The 22527-nt window shown below is 47.1% G+C and carries 20 protein-coding genes; all 20 read right to left on the bottom strand.

What is annotated here, in order from left to right; genetic code table 11:
• Positions 1-8: 8 nt before the first annotated feature.
• Entirely contained in the window at positions 9-1922 is a 1914-nt protein-coding gene (locus B076_RS12970; protein ID WP_028486258.1) for a flagellar hook-length control protein FliK, read from the bottom strand.
• A 90-nt stretch (positions 1923-2012) separates the two neighbouring features.
• On the bottom strand, positions 2013-2453 hold the full coding sequence (gene fliJ / locus B076_RS0104495; RefSeq protein ID WP_157753513.1) for a flagellar export protein FliJ: 441 nt from the start codon (positions 2451-2453) through the stop codon (positions 2013-2015).
• Between the two features lie 35 nt (positions 2454-2488).
• Complete coding sequence (gene fliI / locus B076_RS0104490) at positions 2489-3832, bottom strand: flagellar protein export ATPase FliI (RefSeq protein ID WP_028486256.1); 1344 nt, start codon at positions 3830-3832, stop codon at positions 2489-2491.
• Between the two features lie 90 nt (positions 3833-3922).
• A complete protein-coding gene (locus B076_RS0104485; protein WP_028486255.1) occupies positions 3923-4711 on the bottom strand; it encodes a FliH/SctL family protein in 789 nt (262 codons plus the stop codon).
• Positions 4712-5734, bottom strand: a complete 1023-nt coding sequence (fliG, locus tag B076_RS0104480) for a flagellar motor switch protein FliG (RefSeq protein WP_051347171.1) — start codon at positions 5732-5734, stop codon at positions 4712-4714. It abuts the gene before it with no gap.
• 1 nt (position 5735) lies between these two features.
• Positions 5736-7430 carry a flagellar basal-body MS-ring/collar protein FliF gene (gene fliF, locus B076_RS0104475; protein WP_028486253.1) on the bottom strand — a complete coding sequence of 565 codons (1695 nt, stop codon included), beginning with the start codon at positions 7428-7430 and terminating at the stop codon, positions 5736-5738.
• A gap of 49 nt (positions 7431-7479) precedes the next feature.
• On the bottom strand, positions 7480-7818 hold the full coding sequence (gene fliE, locus B076_RS0104470) for a flagellar hook-basal body complex protein FliE (protein ID WP_028486252.1): 339 nt from the start codon (positions 7816-7818) through the stop codon (positions 7480-7482).
• Positions 7819-8079: 261 nt separating this feature from the next.
• On the bottom strand, positions 8080-9450 hold the full coding sequence (locus B076_RS0104465) for a sigma-54-dependent transcriptional regulator (RefSeq protein ID WP_028486251.1): 1371 nt from the start codon (positions 9448-9450) through the stop codon (positions 8080-8082).
• A complete protein-coding gene (locus tag B076_RS0104460; RefSeq protein WP_028486250.1) occupies positions 9447-10595 on the bottom strand; it encodes a sensor histidine kinase in 1149 nt (382 codons plus the stop codon). Before B076_RS0104460 ends, B076_RS0104465 begins: the two co-directional genes overlap by 4 nt.
• A gap of 31 nt (positions 10596-10626) precedes the next feature.
• Positions 10627-11739 (bottom strand): sigma-54 interaction domain-containing protein, encoded by a 1113-nt coding sequence (locus tag B076_RS12095; RefSeq protein WP_051347170.1) that lies wholly within the window; start codon positions 11737-11739, stop codon positions 10627-10629.
• Positions 11740-11831: 92 nt separating this feature from the next.
• Positions 11832-12122 carry a flagellar protein FliT gene (locus B076_RS0104450; RefSeq protein WP_157753512.1) on the bottom strand — a complete coding sequence of 97 codons (291 nt, stop codon included), beginning with the start codon at positions 12120-12122 and terminating at the stop codon, positions 11832-11834.
• Between the two features lie 4 nt (positions 12123-12126).
• A complete protein-coding gene (fliS, locus tag B076_RS0104445; protein WP_051347169.1) occupies positions 12127-12561 on the bottom strand; it encodes a flagellar export chaperone FliS in 435 nt (144 codons plus the stop codon).
• Positions 12562-12591: 30 nt separating this feature from the next.
• On the bottom strand, positions 12592-14934 hold the full coding sequence (gene fliD / locus B076_RS0104440; RefSeq protein WP_028486247.1) for a flagellar filament capping protein FliD: 2343 nt from the start codon (positions 14932-14934) through the stop codon (positions 12592-12594).
• A 195-nt stretch (positions 14935-15129) separates the two neighbouring features.
• Positions 15130-15588 (bottom strand): flagellar protein FlaG, encoded by a 459-nt coding sequence (locus tag B076_RS12965; protein WP_051347168.1) that lies wholly within the window; start codon positions 15586-15588, stop codon positions 15130-15132.
• Between the two features lie 25 nt (positions 15589-15613).
• The gene (locus B076_RS12960; RefSeq protein WP_051347167.1) at positions 15614-16021 is read right to left on the bottom strand and encodes a flagellar protein FlaG; all 408 of its coding nucleotides are present in this window, start codon (positions 16019-16021) and stop codon (positions 15614-15616) included.
• Between the two features lie 32 nt (positions 16022-16053).
• A complete protein-coding gene (locus B076_RS0104425) occupies positions 16054-16920 on the bottom strand; it encodes a flagellin N-terminal helical domain-containing protein (protein WP_028486246.1) in 867 nt (288 codons plus the stop codon).
• A gap of 146 nt (positions 16921-17066) precedes the next feature.
• Positions 17067-17933: a flagellin N-terminal helical domain-containing protein gene (locus B076_RS0104420; protein WP_028486245.1), complete on the bottom strand. Its 867-nt coding sequence runs from the start codon at positions 17931-17933 to the stop codon at positions 17067-17069.
• 323 nt (positions 17934-18256) lie between these two features.
• The gene (locus tag B076_RS0104415) at positions 18257-20701 is read right to left on the bottom strand and encodes a motility associated factor glycosyltransferase family protein (protein ID WP_028486244.1); all 2445 of its coding nucleotides are present in this window, start codon (positions 20699-20701) and stop codon (positions 18257-18259) included.
• Positions 20702-20718: 17 nt separating this feature from the next.
• A complete protein-coding gene (locus tag B076_RS12080; protein WP_051347166.1) occupies positions 20719-21435 on the bottom strand; it encodes an acylneuraminate cytidylyltransferase family protein in 717 nt (238 codons plus the stop codon).
• A 5-nt stretch (positions 21436-21440) separates the two neighbouring features.
• Positions 21441-22520: a nucleotidyltransferase family protein gene (locus B076_RS0104405; protein WP_028486243.1), complete on the bottom strand. Its 1080-nt coding sequence runs from the start codon at positions 22518-22520 to the stop codon at positions 21441-21443.
• Between the last annotated feature and the right edge of the window lie 7 nt (positions 22521-22527).

The raw sequence follows: 22527 nt of genomic DNA, 5'->3' as shown, positions 1-22527 counted from the left end.
TCATGCTCCTAAGCGTAATAATCGACAATATTATCTGCAGAATAAACAACCGTTTCAGAGGCCTCTTCGGCCATCGTCACATCATCCTCGGTACTCACCTTAGCTGACCCCATGGCTGCCTGTTCGTCTTCTTGTTCCTGTGAGGTGTTTTGCTGGTCGCTGACGTCAACCGACCCCAAATCAATTCCGGCCTGCTCCATCATCTCTTTGAGTCTGGGCATCGCCGTTTCCATCGCTTCGCGGGTAACGCCTTGTTGTGCATTCATCACAACATGCACCTGCTGATCTTTATCAATATGCAATTTTATTTGGACCGGCCCAAGCTTTTCAGGATTCAATGTAATTTGTGCTTGCTGCAACTGGTTATTTGCCATATAAACCACGCGCTGACCAAGCGCTTGCCCCCAGCGCTGATGATTCACCGGCAAACCGATGGTTTGTAAACCTTGCGGCAGCTGGGGACGCTTATCTGTCGTTCCAGTTGCCGAATTCAATAATTCTGACTCTGACGCCACCTGGCTCTGGCCAAGGTTAGAATCAGAATTCAAGATCAAAGGCGTCTGGCGTTCCATATTTTGCTGACGCAATGCTTGAACATTTTGAGAGACGTTTTGCGCCATCTGCATAAACTGCTGCTGAACCGCCTGCCCTTGACTCTGCTGCCCGGATCCATGCTGACCTTGACCTTGCTGCCCTTGCTGACTCAAATCCATCGCCCCGCCTTTCTGTCCAATGGAAGCTGAAAGGCCTTGTTCAGAAGAATTCATGGTTCTTGAAGACGGGCTGTCAAACTTAATGTCCTGTGTTTTACCGGCGTGCACATCCGCAGCGGTGACTTTTGCCGCCTGTTCGACCACCGGAGAAACATGCGCCCCCAAACTATCCAGACTGTCCAAATGCTCGGTTTCTTCAGAAGGAGCCATGACGGGAACCAAATTGTCTGGCTCTTCTTTCAAAACGGTCGTTTGATCAAGCATCACTTGATGCGGTTTAGATTCATCAAACCCCATTTCAAGCTCCATCTCGTCTTTTAAGCCACTCTGAACCTCAAGTTCTTCTGAATCCGAAGAGACGACATTTTCCAATCCAATCTTTTCAGAAACATTCGTTGCAACCTGTTTTTCAGGCGACGACATTTTATACGAATCCACCATAGGCATTGAATCTAAATCCCTTTCTGCAGGAACTTCATCTATTTTTTGAATATCTTGCCTCACTGGCAGACTGGTCATATTCAATACACGACCAGACTCTACTTCATCCATTTTTTGAATGTCTTGCCTCACTGGCAGACTGGTCATATTCAATACACGACCAGATTCTACTTCATCCATCACGACTGCAGCATGATTGACAATGTCTTGCGATTTTACAGCCCCTTGTACTTGTGCCGTCACTGCTCCATCGACGGGCTGTTCAGGAGCCGGCTTTATAGCTTGAAAAGCTGCAGTGACATCGTCCAAGGAGTCGATCTGAACCGACTTTCCACTTAGCTTCCCAGTCGCATGTGCTGAGTTTTCAGAGTGGCTCAAAGTGCTTATTGGCATCATCGCCGGTTCTGCTGGGTTAGCAGATGTAGATTCTAGCGATTCTGTCTCCGCAACTGCCGATAAAATCGAAAATTCATCTTTTTCAGATTGCGTGGTTTCAAGGGTAATCATGCCAGCGTCTTCCGCGACAGAAACCATTGAATGCAAAGCTTTGGAGTCCTCTGGTCTCTGAGCAACTCCGACATCCAAGTCAAGTAGGTTTTTTTTATTAAGAAGGCCTACCGGCGTGCTCACTGGCGACTTGTCCGGAGACTCTAAGCTGGATGCCAGAAGAGTTGCAAAACCAGACTTTTCCGGCAAGGATTGCCGTTCTGCTGGAGTCGACAACATCACTCCGGAAGGTTTCGTTTTAGATGAAATCTGTTCTAACATCGCGTTATCACCACGTCTGAATATCAAGTGTCAAGGTTACAGCAAAATGCATGCCGTAAATGCCATCCGATGCTTCCATTTAAAGTTGAATTAACTTTTACGATTAAAATTTTGACTGGAAAGTTCGTCAAGAAAGTGTTGCTCCTGCTTGTCCAACCAGGCCTGCTTATTTTGTTTAATTTTTTGCAATAGCTTTTCCAGTGCTTTAACCCGGCTCCTTTTACTGAACCAGGCCTGGCGAGCTTGCTCGACCATTTCAGCCAGAGAATCAACCTGCTTCTGCTCTGCATCAATTGCACTATGCAGCTTAGCAACAAAGGCCTGCGTCGATAAAATTTGAATGGGCTGAACGGGTCGATCAGCGGATAAAGTCACTTGAGAGTATTCGGACACATAAGACTGCAGCATATCGAGCTGCTGAAGATGTTGCTGATGCTGGCCCTGAAGCTCTGCGACAGTCTTTGCGGACTTGTCTTCTTCAATTCGGGCCAGCTCGACCAGGGTCTGAATTTTATCGATACGTGATTTCAAAACCACTCCGCTAAGACATCATGTAATAAAAAACGTTAACTTAAGGTGTGCTGCAATTCCGTCATGCTGTCTTTTACCGAAAATTGTTCCTCAATCTGCTGAGACAAAAATTGGTTCAAAACGGGATATTTGAGTATTGCGGCATCAATTTCAGAGTCCGTTCCACGGCGATAAGCTCCCACATTGATCAAATCCTGATTTTGCTGATAGGTCGAGTAAAGCTGCTTAAACCGTCTTGCCAAAGAAAGCTGTTCCTTGGAGACAATATCAACCATAACGCGGCTCACCGAGGATTCAATATCAATCGCCGGATAACGGCCGCTATCTGCAATGTCTCGGGACAGAACAATATGGCCATCCAGCACTCCTCGTGCGGAATCCACAACGGGATCCGCCTGATCGTCACCTTCTGCCAAGACCGTATAAATTGCCGTAATCGAACCTGAGCCTTCCGAACCATTACCGGCACGCTCAACCAACTGCGGTAACTTAGAGAACACCGATGGCGGATAGCCTTTGCTGGCAGGCGGTTCTCCAACCGCCAAAGCAATCTCCCGTTGCGCCTGAGCAAAACGCGTCAAAGAATCCATCAACAGCAACACATTCAACCCTTGATCCCTGAAGTATTCAGCAATAGCCGTTGCCAACATCGCCCCGTGCAATCGCATCAACGGTGGATCATCAGCAGGCGTGGCCACCACCACTGAACGTTTCAAGCCCTCTTTGCCGAGGTTGTTACGGACAAAATCATTCACTTCCCTGCCACGCTCGCCAACCAAGCCAACCACGACGACATCGGCATTGGTATAACGTGTCATCATGCCGAGCAAAACACTTTTCCCGACTCCCGTACCGGCCATCAAGCCGACACGCTGACCTCTTCCCAAAGTCAACAAGCCATTGATTGCCTTAATACCAACGTCCAGAGGGGCCTCAATCGGGGCGCGATTAAGCGGGTTAATTCTTCTGCCGGAGAGCAAAACCTCATCCTTAACATCCATTGGACCAAGTTCATCCAAAGGCTGCCCGGAACCATCGACAATTCGCCCCAGCATTGCACTACCAACTTTGACTTTGACGCCACCGGGAACCGGTACGACCTTGGCATTGGGCGATAAGCCCTGGGTATCGCCAATCGGCATCAAAAACAACCTGTCATCATGAAAACCGACCACCTCGGCTTCTATGGGCGCGTTTTTTTCGCTCTCGATATGACAACGAGAACCTACAGGAGCAAAAGTGCCCACCACTTCCAGCGTCATGCCAACCATGCGTACCAATCGACCGGCCACAACCGTAGAGGGAGGCAACTGAATTTGATCGGCCAACCTATCCAGCTTTTGGGAAACCGACTGGTTTAGGCGTTGTTTGACATTCATACTAGACCTCAGCACACGATAAGTAAGTGATTAAATTAACGTTCGATCGAAATGAAAATGGACCAGAGAGTAACCGCTCAAAGCAAACGATCAATCTGCTGTTTTCTCTTCAGTGTTAGAACCCAAAGCTTGGGCTTGAAGTTTAACGGACATGCTTGCAAAACGGTTTTTCCAATCATGTTCAACGGATGAAAATCCCTGTTTTATTTGGCAGGTACCTGCGGTGACATCTTCACTGGGTTGGAAGTTCCAATTTTCAGAAAACGCTGCGGCATGGGTTTGAATGAGTGAAAGATCCTCAGGATGCAAGAAAATCTCAATGGGCTGCGAAGTATCATTAAGTGCGGAGATCGACTCATTGACAATCTTTACGACCCACTCCGAAGAGAGTTGGCTAATTTCCTTCTGAATCACCTCTTCAGCCATGTTAAGCGCTAAGTCAGCGAGGTTCTCGAACACTTTCTGCTCCAGAAATTCATAAGGGGCATTGAAAGACTTCAACAGTGAATCCATGGTTTGAATTTTATTTTCAAGTGCCGTTTGCGCCTCGGCAAGTGCAATCTCTTTCGCTTCTTGTTCCCCTAAGACTTTGCCTTCGGCGTAACCCGCATCAAAACCTTCCTGCTTGGCTAATTCATAAGCTTCTTTTTTAAGAACCTCAGTCTGACGATTGATTTCAGGCTGCATTTTCTGCTTGATCTCATCATACACCGCCTGCTCGGTTGAGGCTTCCTTGTGGATCGCCTCAAACTCCAGGTTGCTCAACTTCCACGCACGGACTTCAGGTTGCGGCACTTCCTTGGCTGGTATAAGCGAAGCCACTTCTTGCGCAACCTCATCGCTCGGTTCCTGCTTCAATGAATCGGGAGCGTCTACCACCTATACAAACTCCTCTCCACCACCCGGCATCATCAACTTCTCTTCATCGGCCAATCGACGAACGGTCTGAATAATGGTTCTTTGTGCTTCTTCCACCGCACTCAACTTAACCGGACCGCCCGTCTCGAGGTCATCACGCATAATATCGGCCTGACGTTTGGAAACATTGGATAGGAACTTCTCCTTAAGTGCGGTTTCAGCACCCTTAAGCGCCACAATAAGCACTTCATTAGGCACTTCTCCGACAAGGGTTTGAATACCACGATCATCAATGCCTTCAATGTCATCAAACACGAACATTTTGTCCTGAATCGCCTTACTGACATCCTCATGCTCTACCGCTATGTCGTCAAGAATTCGGGAGTCTACCCCGCTGCCGACCATGTTCAATATTTCTGCCGCACGTTTTTCACCACCGATGGTCGCCAACTTGCCGCCCTCTCCATCGCTTGACGCATTCTCCAAGACATCATTCAAATCAAACAGAGCACGGGGCTGAATGGTCGTCAAGGTGGCAATACGATAAATGACTTCGGCTTGAAAGCGCTCCGGAATCCCTCTGAGAACTTCTGCCGCCTGATCGGAATCAAAATAAGACAGTACGATTGCGACCACCTGAGGGTGTTCGTTACGTAACATATTGGAAATGGTCGAAGGATGCATCCATTTGAGTGCTTCAAGCCCTTTCACCTGATCACCCAGCAATGCGGCATCCATCAAGTGCCCGCCGCCTTCACCCAAGGCATCCGCCATCAGTGACTGCGCGTATTCATTAGGGTCAACCCCAAGGACATCTTCACCCAGTTCATCGATAAAGGCCTGCATGACCTGGTGAATTTCTCGACGGCCGATATTTTCAATTGAGGTCATGGCCGTCCCAATCTGCTGCACCTCACGGGGATTCAGGTGTTTTAAAACCTGTGCGGCATTCTCTTTACCCAAAGCAAGCAAAAAAATAGCGGCGCTGTCTAAACCGCTTAAGTCTTTTGACTCTCCGACTTCTTCAATGGCTGAATCTGGCATTTTATTTGTTCCCCGACATCCACTGTTTCATTACATGGGCGGCCATCTTAGGATCGGCTGCGACCATGGTTCTGACCTTTTCAATCAATTCTCGTTCCGTATTGGATTCTGCCTCGGCCTGAGCCGCGGTCTGCTCGACCTCTTCGTTCATCTGCTCCAAGGCTTTGGATATCTCATCCACATTTTCAAGTTCTTGCTCTTCTTCCGCTACATTTTCAGGGTAATCCAGAACATGTTCTTCTCGCTTAGACAAATCCCTAAGCATCGGACGAATGACGCCAAAAATAATGATCAACACCGCTAGACCAGCCAACAACTGTTTAACCAAATCCCAAAACCAGTTTTTTTGCCAAATAGGGGATGACTCGACCACTTCCTCCGGAGCCACCACGAACGAAGCGTTGACAACCGTCAAGGTATCACCACGCGCTTCATCCAAGCCAACAGTATCGCTGACCAATCGACGATAACGCAGCAACTCATCATCGGTCAAAGCCGTTCTGACAATGTTGCTTTCTTCATCCAGTGCGACCTTGTCGTCAAGAACGACCGCAACCGATAATCGACGAATGTTCCCGACTGAATTCTTGATGTGGCTGACCGTTCGGTCAAGTTCATAGTTTTTTGTCGATTTTTCAGACGAATTCCGTAGGTTTGGGTCATTCTCTGCCGTGTAACCTTCTTCTGGTGCCAAACCAGCACGCGGCGGTTGATTGGTCAGAGCACCCGGGATACCCATTGGCCCCTCGTTCCGGTTAATCTCCCTGACTTCCTGCTCTGAGCGAATTGCCTCGGGATCCGGTTCATAGTTTTCGCGGGTTTGTTCTTGCTGGGTAAAATCCAATTCGGCCGTCACCTGGGCACGTACTTTATTATCCCCCCCCACAATGGGAGCCAACAATTTGATGATGCGGCTCGATAAGGTTTCCTCAACCATTCGCGTGTAATCCAACTGCTTGATGCTCATATTGAGCGTACCGCTGGAGTGAGCATCACCGGTCAGCAGGTTTCCGTGCTGGTCCACCACCGTCACATCCTTCACATCCATATTAGGAATGCTGGAGGCAACCAGATAAACAATCGAACTCACCTGCTCTTCATTCAAACTCCGGCCGGGATAAAGCTTCACCGCAACCGAAGCGGAAGGCTTCTGCTGCTTACGAACAAACACAGATCGTTTAGGCATGCCCAGCATAACGCGAGCCGACTTCACCGAATTGATTGAAGTCACGGACTTTGCAAGCTCCCCCTCAAGGGCACGGTGATATTGTGTGGTTTCCTTAAACTGGGAAATACCAAAACCTTGCTCGACATCCAACAGCTGGTAACCCGTCGCCGCTTGTTTGGGAAAGCCGGCCGCAGCCAGTTTCAGCCTTAAAGCATACACCTGGTCGGATGGAACCAAGATGCCACCACTGGCCTGATCAATTCGATAATCTGCCTGTTCCTGCTCAAGGGTTTGGACAACCTCATTCACATCCTTGGCATCAAGGCTGCCAAACAGTAACGTATAGGAAGTGTTTTGCGACCACAGCAAAATCCCGACCACCAGAGCAATGCTGGCAGCCAGCGCGATCACTAAGCTGACCTGCTTGGCGACCGACAAGGCCATAAGGTTGTTTAAAAGCGTCGACCCAAACCCCACCGGCGGTTGCGGGTTGAGAGCGGAGTCAAATGACGCTTGCTGATCTGCCATAGGTTGTCTTCTTTGTGTTTAAGATAAATAGTTCAATGATGAAACGCGCTTAAATCGGCATATTCATAATGTCTTTATAGGCTTCAGTCAATTTATTCCTTACCTGGGTCATGGCTTGAAACGACAAACTGGCCTTTTGCGCCTGCAGCATCACTTCAGAGAGTTCAACATCCAAATCTCCACGTTCAAAGGCTTTTTTCATGTCACCGGATTTGTGCTGTTCAGCGTTCACCGCATTGACAGAATTGGTCAACAGCTCGGCAAAATTATCCGCTTTTTCTTGACCGCTCTGTGCCGCTGTTTCCATCGGCTCGTTTGGCTTGGATGCCGCTTGAGCTGCTAAGGAACGCATCTGTAACATTAAGCTTTGTGTATCAATTGTGCTCATTTGAACCAGAACTCCAACTATTCGGTTGCATTTCAATGAAAATCCGCCGCCCTTTTAGGGGCAATTTCACCCTGCTTAGGAGACGACGGCTTAAGGCCATGCCTTATTTTATAATGAATCGTGCAGGACTAACAGCAATTGATATGCCAAAAAAACAGTCATTTTCTCGACAGGCCTGCTCATTTCAAACTCAACTTATCCCGTAAGCCGCCGCTAACCTTTTATTGATCGAAGGTCAAAATCTTGAAAGATTTCCCTGCATTAAGGAACATCCACTCCCTGCTCTTTCAATTTGGCGATTTTATAGCGCAGTGTTCTTGGGCTGATATTCAAGGTTTCCGCAGTTTTTTGTCGATGCCCATTATGAAATTGCAGCGTTTCCAAAATCAAGGCTTCTTCGCGTGCCTTAAGACCTTTATTGATTTCCGAACCGGGCAATGCAATCTCGCTGTCAAACTCCTCTGCAACCGCTGACGTCTCATTTCGAGAAACCATCTGACGCGGTTGTGCATGCTCGATGTCTAGCATGATATCCTGTATTTGAATGGTATCGCCCGACATCATCACCAAAGCGCGCTGAATGACATTGTCCAACTCACGGATATTTCCGGGCCAGGTATATTCAATCAGCTGCTTCATCGCTGGCGCTGAAATCATGGGTTCGATTCGGCTTCGACCGCAATGACGCTGCAACAGCTTTTCGGAAATCGCGGCAATATCCCTTGGCCGCTCCCTCAAAGGCGGCAAGCGCATCGGAAACACATTCAAGCGGTAATATAAATCTTCTCGAAACTGCCCGTCCTGAATCGCTTTTTTCATATCGACATTCGAGGCACTTAACACCCTAACATCCAGATGAATCACCTTATGACTGCCAATTCTTTCCACTTCCCGTTCCTGAATCACTCGCAGGAGTTTGGCCTGCAAATCCGGCTTCATCTCACCGATCTCATCCAAAAATATCGTGCCATGCTGAGCCTGTTCAAACTTACCCGGCATCGACTTCGCCGCACCGGTAAAGGCTCCCTTCTCATAGCCAAACAGCATCGCTTCAAGCATGTTTTCGGGAATAGCCGCGCAATTAATCGCCACAAAAGGTTGCTGGTTGCGGCTGGATTGATTGTGGATAAAACGCGCCAACACCTCTTTACCGGTACCGCTTTCACCGCCAATAAAAACGCTGGCATCGCTATCGGCCACCTTAGTGGCCATGGCTTTGAGTTGCTGGGTAGCAGGATCTGCCACCACAAAATCATCTTCACTGGAGGCATCACGGTTAAAGTACACCTTGGCTTTCTCAACCAACAAATTGGCTTCAAACGGCTTCACAATGTAATCGACGGCACCGGATTTCATCGCATCTACCGCTTGTTCAATGGTTCCGTAAGCGGTCATCAGCACAATGGGAAGGTAAGGTTTAATTGCACGAATTCGTTTCATCAGGGTATAACCATCCATCCCGTCCATACGAATATCGCTAAACACCATACCGATATCATCATCCAAAGCCACCAAAGCATCTTCGGCTGAGCTCACACTCATTACCTCAAAACCGTTCAAGCTTAAGGTATCCACCAGAGCTTCCTGCAACTCCTGATCATCTTCCACTATCAAAATTTTTGCGATACTCATTCCATCCCCTTTACATCAGCCAACGGAAGGCGAATGCCGAAACGTGATCCATACCCCGGAATGGATTTCACCCAGGCCTGCCCATTATGAGCCTCGGCAATGGCTCGAACCACAGCCAAGCCCAACCCGGTGCCTTTGGCTCGACTGGTATAAAAAGGCTCAAATACCTTCTCCAGCTGATCGGTTTCGATTCCGGGGCCGTTATCACTGACCACAATATCAATTTTATCGTCGGATATTTTATTAACCGTTACCTGCACGCGAGCTTCTTTACCAATAACGTCGATGGCATTGCCTATCAAATTCTGTAAAGCGGTCACCAGGCCATCCATATCTCCCTGCACCACCATTCCGGGCAAAAAAGAATCAAATTGAACCTGACTATTGGAGTGCTTGACCTGATTTTCAACCGCATGTTTCACCAGCTCAAGCAGTTGGGTGATCTCAACTTGCTGTTCACTGCCTTTACCGCCCTTGGCATATTGCAGCATATCTTTTACCAGCCCTTCGAGATGTCGCAAACTATGCAGAGCTTTGCCAACGAACTTTTCACGTTTTGTTTCATCCAGGTGCTCGGAGTTCATCTGCGACACATACAACAAGGCGGAAGCAAGGGGCGTTCGGATCTGATGGGCTAAGGACGCGGCCATCTCCCCCATCGAACTCAGCCGCTGATGGCGATTGACATGATCCTGCAAGTGGCGAGCCGCGGTGACATCCTGCACCAGCAAGATTTTACCCAGCGCCTCATCCAACGGGGTTTCAGAAAGTTGAAAAACAGTATCGTCATGGGTAATCAGTTCTCCGGCATCATTGCTCATCAAAAACGCATTTTTAACCACCACATCCCAGTTGCGGTGCAAAGCATCCTCACCAAGAATCGTTTGCGCACTGGGGTTCATTTCAACAATGCAATCCTCCTGATTGAGCACGATCACACCAGCCGGCAACAAATTCAGCAAGCGACTCAAGCGGTCGGCCACCTTGCGCTTTTCCCGGTCACTTTGAGCCAGCTGCCTCTGCAAATCAGCCACCTGATGCTGCAAGGCTTCGTAGGCATGCGTTAACTGCAAGGAGGTTTCGTTAAACAATTCAAACGCTTGTTCAAGTTCCGCCAAACGACTTTTTTCAACCTGACTCAGCACGGATTCACTCTCCTCCTTCAATACGATAATTTCAACTCAGATCGTACTTGCGAATTTTTTCAACCAGCGTGGTTCGATTGGTCTGCAATAGCTTGGCCGCCTGAGACACATTGCCTTCAGTTTGAGAAAGTGCCCGCTGAATAAGCTGCACTTCCATTTCCACAAGATAAGACTTCAAATCCAGACCATCATCAAGATTGGGGACACCTTCTAAACCACTTGCTGACTGCGACGGGCTCTCAGAGGATTCAACGCCGGATTCTGGCTCAGAAACTAAACTGACTTTAATGTCTTTAGGGCTTTCCTGAAGGGGCTTTTGTGAAGGCTTCTCTGAGCTAGCAGCCTCAACCTGAATCAAGTTCACCTCTTCAGGCAAATCAATCTGATAACGGGGCGGCAAATCATCGTAATCAACCGGTAGATCAGGAAACAGGATGGACAGTCTTTCTGCCAAATTACCTAATTCACGGACATTTCCAGGCCAATCATAATGTTGAAGCGCAATCAAAGCACGTTCCGTCAACTTTGGGATCTGACGACCGTTTGCTTGAATGTTTTGAAACATGAAATCAAATAGGCTCGGAATATCTTCACGGCGCTCTCTTAAGGCCGGCATTTCTATCGGGAACACATTCAAACGATAAAACAAATCTTCCCTAAAGGTGCCATCCGCGATGTTATCTTCGAGGTTACGGTGCGTGGCGGCAATCACTCGAACATCACATTGAAAACTTTTATTGCCCCCTACCCGTTCATAGGTTCGCTCTTGCAAGACTCTCAATAGCTTTACTTGCATAGGCAAAGGCATATCCCCGATTTCATCCAGAAAAATACTGCCTTTTTCCGCCATCTCAAAACGCCCCTTACGGGCCGTGATGGCTCCGGTAAAGGCGCCCTTTTCATGGCCAAACAACTCACTTTCAAGTAATTCGCCCGGAATTGCACCACAGTTGATTGGGACAAAGGATTTGGAAGCTCGCGAGGAGACATTATGCAAAGACTGAGCCACCACCTCTTTTCCCGTCCCTGACTCACCTAAAATGAGAACGGAAGCATCGGTTTGTGCGACTTGAAGAATGAGTTTTTTGACATTTTGCATTGCCGGCCCATCGCCAACAAGAGAAGACAAGAGTTCTTGAGACATCTATCCGCCATTTAGTAATTGACCTCTAGGCTCCCTTTATATACGGGTTTTCATAGGATGTCAAAAATTTGGCAATCTTTTTTGAAGGGTTTTTATTTCAGATACTTTTTAAGGGAGGCCGTGGCGTGTGTATTTTGCTGCATTTCTGAAGCCATGTGCTTCTGTGCATGAGTAATGCATGACTTAATTCCTTGGTTATCCTGCAACACTTGGACAACCACATTCTCTAAATGATGCCCATGCTCTTCCAGGGCGGACTGGAGCATGGGCAACCAAATAGTATCAAGCGCTGAAAACTGCTCCCAATCACCCGACTGGGCGGCGTTCAGCATATTTTTGGAATGCGCCAAGAGCTTAATTTTGGTTTTTTCAAGCGATGCCACTCTATCACGCACTCAACTGCTCAATCTGCTCTTTTGATGAGCGCTTGATGTTTTCCGGCATGGCTTTCCAGGCTTCGCTTAAGGTCTTGATATGCTCAATCACTTCGCTGACAATTTCCGCATCATTTTTTGCCGACGCCTCCAAGGTGCGTCGGTAGCAGTAGTCGTATAAACCATATAGGTTTTCAGCCACGTCACCACCCTTATCGACATCCACTCCCGCTCTTAATGAGTTGAGAATCGCCAACGCCTTATTCACGAACTCGGCCTTTTTTTCATGGTCTTTCTGTTCAATGAAGACTTTTGATAAATTCAGGTTTTTCAAAGCCCCTTCATACAGCATTTCCACCAACTTGTGTGGAGACGCTTCCGAAACCGCCGTTTCAACGTAGTTGTTAGCATACTGTTGAACAAATTTATTTCGCATCGCCATATTCATAATGCTATCCCTTACTGCTTAAATATCATTCTAATTATTATTGTTTCCACTAAAGGCTGCCGACAAATAATTTCTTGTCTGCTCCGTACTAGACATTATCGACTGCAGTGCCGAAAACTGAAGTTGATATTTCATCAATAATCGCTCATAACGTGCGTCAATGTCTTTGGATTTTTCGCTGTAATCGTCCATTTTATCGGTCAAACTTCCGATTCTTTGGCTTAACAAACCTGTGTCGTCTTCAAATAAACTGTTAATACTCTGCTCTAGCTGACTCGCATACCCCTGAGAAAAGTTGATGGTCCCACGCGCCCCAATATTGCCGCCCAGCACTTCAAACTCAAGCCCCCTCACTTCGGCCGCTTCTCCTGCAATGGCTGCAAAGTCGCTCACTTTCACTTTACGGCCATCCTGCGTATCGGCATAAGCACCGATATTCAACGAACCGGTGGCCGTGGTGATGGTTCCGTCGACATTTTGCCCAACATCGCTTAAATCAGCGGTAAAACCGGCATTCGCAAAATTGGCAAACCCTGTCAGCTCAATCGCCGAAAAAACACCAAAACGGCTCGACGTCACCGAAAATGCGGAACCGTCATGGGTGACACTGACCTCGGCACCGGCAGCCTGAACATCGGTATTAGCATTGATGCTATTAGACATGTTCACGGCCAGTTCATCCAGAGTGTAACGCCCAGCTAACACAGTCACTGCTGAGCTGACCGACTCATCCACCTTCACATTAAAAGTGGCGTCAGACCCGCTCAAATCAACCAAAGCTTCCCCCGCATAACTGGCTCCCGAAAAGCCTTGATTTGCAAGACCTGAAGTTGCAGAAACATCCACACTTCCTTGACCATTCGCGGCCGTAATTTCAAACCTGGATTGGCTCGAATCGAATAAAATCGAAGCGACTCCCGCACCAAAAGCCGTATCAATCTGCCCTTGAATTGCGTTCACAACTTCGTCTTTAACGCTGTAAGTTCCGGCAAGGGCGCTTAAGTCAATGGTGTTGACAGAACCATTTACATTCAAATCAAAACTGGCCCCAGCATCAATCGTCAAAGCTGCGTTCATATCCGTAATACGTTCACCGGCCACACGTTCATCAGCACTCAATGTGGCCGCAGCTCCGGCAGTCGTAGCACGCTCAGCCAGTTGAGTAATATCCAAAGTATAACTGCCAGTCTGTGTATTATCATTGCCCGCCAATACATTGACCAATGGGTCATCACTGCTGCCGCCCTTGGAGAACAATGATGACAGCGCTTCCATGTCAGACGAGGCAACCGCACTAAGTTTTGCTTCGTCCAAAACCAACGCCCCTGTTCGGTCAAAATTGATCCCTATATCCGCAAGAGACTGATAAGTCCCGCCACTCAACTCGCTGATGGCTCCAGACAAAGACTCACGGATCTCGGATTTGACAGAACGTAACAAACCACTCCCCGCTAAATCACCATAGTATTGGTACTCTTCCGACTCCAACTCCGCCTCTGTCAGATCTCCGGTATCATACTTGCCCAGTTCATCTAAAATGGTGTCTAACTGATTGTATACATCTACAAAACTGGTGATTGTATCGGTTACATTCTGCGAGTCCTGAGCGACTGAAACCGTATTGAAAATCCCTGCCGCCGCACTGTTCAAACGAAAATTGACCCCCTCGATCACATTGTCAAACGAGTTGGTTGCACTGGTTACCGTCAGACCATTCAAAACCATCACGGCATCTTGCGCTTCTGATGTGGTGGTCATTCCGTCGACATCAAAGTCGGGCAATCCGGAGATCGATACCTCACCCGCCGCTCCACTCTGCTTGGAGGTAAACATCATCTGATAACTGCCGCCGTTATTGATAATGGAAGCCGATACGCCGTAATCACCATTGTTAATGACTTTTTGCAGACCTTCTAGAGTGTTATTGGAGGCATCCACGGTAATCGCATGAGTCTGCCCACCCACCTGGATATTCAAGGTACCTGCTGAAATCGTATCGGAAGTCGAATTGAACCCTTTGTTTGCAACCACTGTGTGGGCTTGCGCCAACTGTTTAGATTCGATCTGATAGGAGGCTAATGAGGCGTCACTGGTAGTCGTCACCGTCACCACATTCTCATTTGAAGAGGTGACACTTTTTTGCTGAAAAAGAGCGGGGGAGGTCAGATCCGTCACGTAGCTGTTAAAGGCTTCTAAATTGGTTTTCAAATATTTGAGCGCATCCAGTTCGGTGCCGGTCTTGGTTTGACTACGTTCCACAATTGAACGCGGCCCTGCCACTTCCGCTTCTGCCAAAGCTTTGGACATAGCGCCAATATCAAATGTACTGTTGGTCAGGCTATTTAACAGCGTATTACCGATTTCGTTTGCCATATCGGGCTCCTGGTCATCCTGGGTAAGGATTCTATTTTTTTATTTTATTGGTTAACGGATTCTATTGCATTTAAAAAGCATTATAAATGCCAATCCTACTTCTAATAAGAATAACGGCCTAACTCAAAGATACTTTAATCTGCATAAATAAAAAAAGCGGTCAACGACCGCTAAACACACAAGGGAAATGGTTAACTAGGCTTTTTCATGTGTAATCAAACCCAGTGGAGGCGCCATCTTTTCAGACAGCTGTCTACTCATTTCTAAAAAATTAGTAATGTTTTTAGAAATGGTTAAAAATTCTTGGCCAGGAATTTGGCGTATCACCTCATCCGTCTCGCCGTTTTTGATCAAGATCACCATTCTGTCGGTCTCTTCATCCTTTTCAAACCTCAAATAACTGTTTAAGGTCTTCAACTGGACATTGATGTTCTCCATCAAGCCATTCAACTCCTCGTCATTCAATCCGGAGTCGTTAAGATCGTTGACTTCAGGTGAGGTTGACGTTTTGATATCCGCTGCAACCGCCTCATTTTTCTGGGGCGTTGGGCTTTTATCAAGTTGTTGACCCTCACTGGAAGTCAATGATTTTGGTGTTCTACCAATGCCAATGGTTTCAAGATTGTTTGGTTGTATAACATTTAAATCTGCCATACCCCACTCCTTATCAAGCAATCATCTATATGATTTCATTGAACAAGGTACCTGTCAAACCTTCTTTTGTTGGCAGTCCACTCTGTTGTACCGAATTCAGGTAATTTTGGATATTTTGCATAATCTTCAAAGAACCTTCCGACGGAAATTGTTTAATCACTTCATCAGTCGTTTTATCCACTATTTTCACCACCGAAGACTGAGTATTTTCGTCCACGCTGAAAGCCAAGGTTTGACCAAGCTGGGCCAACTGTTGATTGAGTTGGTCGGCTTGGTCGGCAATCGCTTTCGGTGTTTCTAACTGAGTCTTCATGGCTGGAGAGACGACTGACGTTGCAGACTGTTGTGATTCACCTCTCGGTGCAGCCGTTTTTGAATCCGACTGCACATTCGAGTTCACAGCAGCGGGCGGTAAGTTATTGTTGATATCCATACCTGCCTCTCCTTAACTCTGACGTGAAACTATTAACGTAACAGCGACAACACGTTCTGAGATTGCTGGTTAGCCTGCGAAAGCATGCTCATACCAGCTTGCTGCAATACCTGAGTACGCGCTAGATCAGCACTTTCCTTGGCAAAGTCAGCATCTTCAATACGTGAACGCGCTGCTGCAATGTTTTCGTTTACGTTAGACAAGTTAGACACGGTCGATTCTAAACGGTTTTGGATCGCACCCCAAGAAGCTCTTTGAGTGTTGATTCGAGATAGGATACCGTCAAGCGCCACAACCGTTGCAGAAGCCGCAGTCGTTCCTGTTGCCGTACTCGTCAAGGTTGCATCAGACAGAACAAAACCTGCACCATCAGAGAGTGCACCTGCAGAGAAGTTCAAGACACTCATTGAGATCTTGTTGTTGGCACCGGTTTCCCAGCCTACGTGGAACAAGGCCGCATCAGAAGCGTCTGAAGCATTACCGTTCATCATCTCTACACCGTTAAACTTGGTGGTTTGCGCAATACGCTCGATTTCCGATTTCAACTGAGTGAATTCTTCTTCCATCTGAGTACGGTTAGCCTGGCTGTAGGTACCGTTCAAAGACTGAACACCCAACTCACGCATACGTTGAAGCATGCTGGTGACTTCTTCTGACGCACCATCCAGAGTCTGAACTTTTGCCATACCGTCATTCGCGTTACGAATGGCCATGTCCGTACCCATTGTCTGAGTCGTCATTTTAGTTGCGATAGCAAGACCTGCCGCATCATCCGATGCACCGTTGATACGCTTACCAGAAGTCAAACGTTCCATTGCAGTTTGCTGTTCAATAGCGGTGCGTTCCAATGTACGGTTTGCATTGATCGCACCCATATTGGTGTTGATTACCATTGCCATGATAAATCTCCTTTTAATGTTGTTAGTTGCACCCTTGTGGGTTTCTAACTTTTATTACCTGCCTTATGAGCGACAGATCTTTTTTTAGGACTAGGTCCTAAAAGGTCTTTAAAAACGGGCAGGCCTGCCCGTTTTTAAATTTGGTTTTACTGCAACAGCTGCAACACATTCTGTGACTGCTGGTTGGATTGAGACAGCATACTCATCCCTGCTTGCTGCAGTACTTGGGTTCTTGCCAAATTAGCCGATTCTTTTGCGAAGTCAGCATCTTGGATACGTGAACGCGAAGACTGAATGTTCTCATTGACGTTGGTTAGGTTGGACACCGTAGATTCCAAACGGTTTTGCAATGCACCCCATGATGCTCTTTGCGTGTTGATTCTCGACAACATTCCATCCAGAGCCACAACCGTTGCAGAAGCCGCCGTCGTTCCTGTCGCTGTACTCGTCAAAGTTAGGTCTGACACCACAAAACCTGCCCCATCAGAGAAAGCCCCCGCCGAGAAGTTCAAGACACTCATTGAGATCTTGTTATTTGCACCGGTTTCCCAACCCACATGAAACAGCGCTGCGTTAGACGCATCCGAAGCCGCTCCGTTCATCATGTTGACACCGTTAAACTTGGTGGTTTGCGCAATACGCTCAATTTCTGCTTTCAGCTGGGTAAACTCTTCATCCATCTGAGAACGGTTTGCCTGGCTGTAGGTTCCGTTCAATGCCTGAACACCCAACTCACGCATACGCTGCATCATGCTGGTCACCTCTTCAGAAGCGCCATCCAATGTCTGTACTTTAGCAATGCCGTCGTTGGCATTGCGAATCGCCATATCTGTGCCTCGAATCTGAGTGCTCATCTGCGTGACTACCGCCAAACCCGCTGCATCATCGGCTGCTTTGTTGATACGTAGACCCGAAGTCAAACGTTCCATTGAAGTTTGTTGTTCTTTACTTGAACCTTCCAGCAAACGAACGGCGTTCAAAGATCCCATATTTGTGTTGATTACCATTGCCATGATATTTCTCCTTGTGTACTTAATATCTTGTATGTTTGTGTTTTTTTGTATTCCAAATGAGACGGTGTTTCCCGCCTTCAGTTACGGTAACGGCCTGTGAAAAATTTCTTTAGACAAAAAATGAAAAAAATTAGAAATTACTTAATAAACCCAGGAAAATAGGCTCTAAAGAGATGTTGGGAACTCATAAAAGCAATTTAAAAAACACAGCGAAGCAAGCAATAACAAAAATTTTATTGCAGGAATGCAGAGTGAAAGGAAGTAGAAAAAAATGCTCGAACGACCAAGCAGTGGCCATCCGAGCATTTTAAAGAGATGACTTGTTAAGCAGGGTTGGAATTAACGTAAGCTAAAAGTTCTGGATGTTGAGAATCCATCGACAGGGCAACCTCTAAAGCATCGGCAAACAATTCTTGCATATCGGCTTTATGTGAATAATGCACTACCTTGATTAGGGCGGGCAAATTACTCTGTTCTTGCTTGAACAGTTCCAATGCCACTTCGGCAGCCAGGTCGGGACGGCCCAAAATATTCAAATAATCGGCATACGGAATCAGGTAATCATTGGATAATTGACACAGATCTTGCAGCGTCTGAAGTGCGTGTTCATGCTTATCCGACTCCATATAACGAGACAGCAGATAATTTTTAATATACACCTGTAATTTGGGGTGCTCGTTTTTTTCAAGCACCGCTATCGCCGAATTCGGGTCGTCGATGGCAAGCAAAGCGCCTTCGATAAAATTTGAAAGGCCTTGCTGATCCATTGAATTCTTCAATTTGGACACAGGCGCAACCAAATCCTCAAGATCCTGTTTAGAACCCTTTTCAAAGGCCTGCTTGATCTTGTCTATTAGGTTTTTGACGCTGAACGCCTTACCCAATAAACGGGCCGCCTGTTTGGTTTGCTCAACGGAGATGTCCAAGTAAAAAGCATCGCGGGCTTTTTCAAGACAGTTAAGCTGAATTTGATTTGATACTGGTTCATGAAAACGTCGCCACACTTCAGATCGGCCATACTCCTTTTTCTCCTCCCAGCGTGGAAAAAGTTCACAAGGCAAGGAGCCGGCCTTAAATTCGGTCTGCATGAATTTAATTTCATCAATCACCCCATCCAGTAACTTCAAATAATCGCGAATCGATTTTTTCATGCCGTCAAAGTAGGTCGACAGAGTATGTGAAATCTCTTCATCGGTCAGTCGTTCATTATCTTCAACCGGTTTCATAACCTTTGTAAAATAGTTATAACCATAATAAAAGAGCATCATATTTTTTTCATCCAAAAGCCTATCCAGTTTGGCTCGTTGCTTTTGCGCTTTATCTAAAGCTTTTTGGTTGAAATCGGCACGATAACGTTTGACGCTTTTGATGGCCTCCTTGATCAGCTTCTCAGCTGAGACCATCAGTTTGCGTTCCTGCTGCATGACTTTAAGCTTTTCCTCAAGAGTGTCGCGCATCTCATCAGCGGACATCTCTATTTCGGACTTCAACTGCTCGAGAATCGCATCCTTGGAGACGCTTTGCGGTTGGCTTTGAACTGATTCAACCGACCTATACTCGACAAAATCGGCTTGAGCGGCATGAGGACTCAAGTTGTATACCTGAGTACCTCTCGTCTCATTCAAATACTTGGCGACCGTGCCCAAAGCGACCACCCCTTGTGCAAACGGAATATCGGTTTCCGCCTCTTCGCCGCTGTAAGTCATGACTTTGGACGTATTCTGAATACTGAGTTTGCCCACTTCCTCTTCGGCACTCCCTGATACGTGTGTTTTACCTTCGTAAAAACACAAATCCGCACCGGCCAGGTAGATCTCCTGGCAGCCAACAAACGCAGCCTGAACAAGCGCGCCATGCAATACCGTGGGCCCTGGCGAAGTTGAGTTACCGCTGGCTTCCTCCCACGGATAAAGTTCTCCGAAATAACAGGCTGCCCCCGACCACTGACTCAATAACCGCGGCGCGATGTGGTAGCAGGACAACAAAATACTGTGATCCACAAAATAGAACATCTGCTTACTGTTGTCATAACTCAATTCATGCGGGTCCACCGACACGATAAAATCCGGTTCCAGTCCTTCTTTATGCAAACGTTTGGAAACACGTCCTACGGCAAAAATGAAGAATTCGTCACGATGCTCCTTAATCCACCCTACCAATTTATCAAGAGACGGGCCACCGCCAATCACAATCGCACGTTTACCTTGCAAACGTTTCTTGAAGTTGCTAATGGGAAAGTTGTTGCGTGGATAGTTTTTTAATTGCGCCTCAACAAACGGGCGTGAATGGTTATTTGCCAAGTCCGAGAACTGCAATCTTGAGTACTGATCTTTGACTTCATCCCATAGCTCCACCGCCGCATCGGAATGCTCATCCATAATCGCAATCGACTTATAAAGACCCAGGCGTTTGGTCATCATATAATCGATCCAATCCGCACTCAGGTCTTTCAAGTTCTGCTCTGACGAGACCACACTCAACCATTCCGGCAACTCACTCAAATCCAGCTTTTCAATGACTTCCGGCTGCTCTATAAAAACAAACTTTCGCCCCTTTCGGTCAGTTTGAAACTTATTCAGCAAGTACACGGGAAGCAAACCGGAATCGGTACCGACGATCAGATAGAGCTGATATTCAGCATCAAAAGCCTCTTTGAAGTAACGATCAAAAACCGTTTTGCTGGAAGAGTTTGCAAAGGTCTTGCCGTTTAACTCTTCAAAGTAACGTTCCCCATAAGGGTTTTGTTTTGCGATCATCAACTCTGTCATTGCTTCTCTTCTCTTTATTATTTCGCTAACATTTTCAAATAGGCTTCGACTTTAAACACATCCACCAGTTCATCGACATCAATCCCCGCCACCGGACTCATTTCGAACAACTCCGTCTCGCCCTCTACCACAAAAGCCTGTTTTTCGCGGAACCAATCTGGTTTCACTAAATAAAAAGCACCGTTGATCGTATAATAATTTTCATCGTAATCCTGCCTTCTATGGGTTTTCTCGGCAGGCTTGGCCAGATATTGCCATGTACCACCCCCTCCGAGATGCATGCTCTTATAGGGGTGTTCCACCATTTTATGCACACTCACCATAGAATCTGCATCCAAATCAATGAAGCGCTGAACCGCACGATTGATATCATCCGCCGAACGCAATGGCGAAGTGGGCTGCAATAAAACCAATACATCGGGATACCCTCCCATCTGCTCCAACCACCTTAAAACATCCTCGACCACATCGGCGGTTTTAGCTTGATCGGTTCCCAGACTGGCCGGGCGCCGATAACGCGTATCAATGCCATGCAGCTGCGCAAAATGCAAAATCTCATCGTCTTCGGATGAGATCATGATATTGCTTAAAGCGCCGCTGTCCTTGGCCGCATCAAAGGTGTATTGCAACAAAGGTTTGGCCATAATGGGAAACAGGTTCTTCTTGGGAATCCCTTTTGAACCACCTCTTGCCGGAATCAATGCTAAAACCTTTTTACTGTGTAACTGTGTCATTTCAATCAGGCCTGTTCATTATTGCTGGTTACGCGTTTTTGAAAGTGTACTTCATAATCCGCTTGCGCTTGTTCAAAGTCCGGCATTTGGCCAATGTCCATCCAGTATTCGGTAATCGGAAAACCACCCACCGGCCCTTTTTCGGCCAAGACCTCATCAATCAGGGTCGGCATGTCATAAAAGGCTTGTTCCGGCACCTTGTCCATCGCTTGCGGAGACAGGGCATAAATGCCCGCATTCACAAAATAGCGATAAACCGGTTTTTCAACCAACTGGGTAACCCGCGCGCCTTCAATCTCAACCACACCATAGGGCACCTGTTGGGCATACTCACGCACACATGCTGTGGCGATATTATGGTGTTCGCTATGGAAATCCAAGAGGGCTGAAAGGTTCACCTTAGTGAGCAAATCGCCGTTCATCACAATAAACGGCAATTCCGGTACTTCCGGCAACAGACTCAATGCGCCTGCCGTACCCATACGTTCATCCTCTTCAATATACTCAATATTGACTCCCCACTGACTGCCGTCACCAAAATAACTTCGAATCTGTTCGCCCAGATAATTGATGCAGAAATAGAAGTTCACAAAACCCTGCTCCGCAATATGCGTCACAATGGTTTCCAGAATCGGCCGGTCTCCAACCCGCAACATCGGCTTGGGTACCGATTCAGTCAAAGGGCGCAAGCGCGTGCCCAATCCACCCAACATTAATACCACCGGATTCAGACGTTTTTGCACCTCTTTTTTGTCATAAAAAAGACCAATCACATACTGCTCTGCGTCTACGATCGGCAGGTGGCGAATCGACTTCTCAAGTATCTTGCGTTTCCAGGCGGTTTCACTCTGGCTTTGCAAACCCACCGTTGGCGTCGCATTCATGGCTAAAAGCACACAGTCTTCCAAGCCCACTCCACGCAACAAAGCACGACGCACATCGCCATCCGTCAGTGTGCCCATTAAAATCCCGCTTTGATTCACAACCAGCACAATTTGCAAGGCTTCTTTATCCAAAACGGTTAACGCCTGTTTGATAGAAGCTGTTTCATCCACCGAAATTCGTCGCCAGTCAAAAAGGTTCATCACTTTC

This window comes from Thiomicrorhabdus chilensis DSM 12352 (genome assembly GCF_000483485.1).
GTDB lineage: Bacteria > Pseudomonadota > Gammaproteobacteria > Thiomicrospirales > Thiomicrospiraceae > Thiomicrorhabdus > Thiomicrorhabdus chilensis.
The sequence above is the reverse complement of the archived record's forward strand: the minus strand, read 5'-3'. Positions and strand labels throughout refer to the sequence as shown.

Coding starts and splice junctions, on each gene's coding strand:
- B076_RS0104420 (WP_028486245.1), bottom strand. CDS start 17,933: ATGGCAATGGTAATCAACACAAATATGGGATCTTTGAACGCCGTTCGT.
- B076_RS12095 (WP_051347170.1), bottom strand. CDS start 11,739: ATGTCTCAAGAACTCTTGTCTTCTCTTGTTGGCGATGGGCCGGCAATG.
- fliE (WP_028486252.1), bottom strand. CDS start 7,818: ATGAGCACAATTGATACACAAAGCTTAATGTTACAGATGCGTTCCTTA.
- B076_RS0104425 (WP_028486246.1), bottom strand. CDS start 16,920: ATGGCAATGGTAATCAACACCAATATGGGTGCGATCAATGCAAACCGT.
- fliS (WP_051347169.1), bottom strand. CDS start 12,561: ATGAATATGGCGATGCGAAATAAATTTGTTCAACAGTATGCTAACAAC.
- B076_RS12970 (WP_028486258.1), bottom strand. CDS start 1,922: ATGTTAGAACAGATTTCATCTAAAACGAAACCTTCCGGAGTGATGTTG.
- B076_RS0104465 (WP_028486251.1), bottom strand. CDS start 9,450: ATGAGTATCGCAAAAATTTTGATAGTGGAAGATGATCAGGAGTTGCAG.
- B076_RS0104415 (WP_028486244.1), bottom strand. CDS start 20,701: ATGACAGAGTTGATGATCGCAAAACAAAACCCTTATGGGGAACGTTAC.
- fliF (WP_028486253.1), bottom strand. CDS start 7,430: ATGGCAGATCAGCAAGCGTCATTTGACTCCGCTCTCAACCCGCAACCG.
- fliD (WP_028486247.1), bottom strand. CDS start 14,934: ATGGCAAACGAAATCGGTAATACGCTGTTAAATAGCCTGACCAACAGT.
- B076_RS0104405 (WP_028486243.1), bottom strand. CDS start 22,520: ATGAACCTTTTTGACTGGCGACGAATTTCGGTGGATGAAACAGCTTCT.
- B076_RS12965 (WP_051347168.1), bottom strand. CDS start 15,588: ATGGCAGATTTAAATGTTATACAACCAAACAATCTTGAAACCATTGGC.
- B076_RS12080 (WP_051347166.1), bottom strand. CDS start 21,435: ATGACACAGTTACACAGTAAAAAGGTTTTAGCATTGATTCCGGCAAGA.
- fliI (WP_028486256.1), bottom strand. CDS start 3,832: ATGAATGTCAAACAACGCCTAAACCAGTCGGTTTCCCAAAAGCTGGAT.
- fliG (WP_051347171.1), bottom strand. CDS start 5,734: ATGCCAGATTCAGCCATTGAAGAAGTCGGAGAGTCAAAAGACTTAAGC.
- B076_RS12960 (WP_051347167.1), bottom strand. CDS start 16,021: ATGGATATCAACAATAACTTACCGCCCGCTGCTGTGAACTCGAATGTG.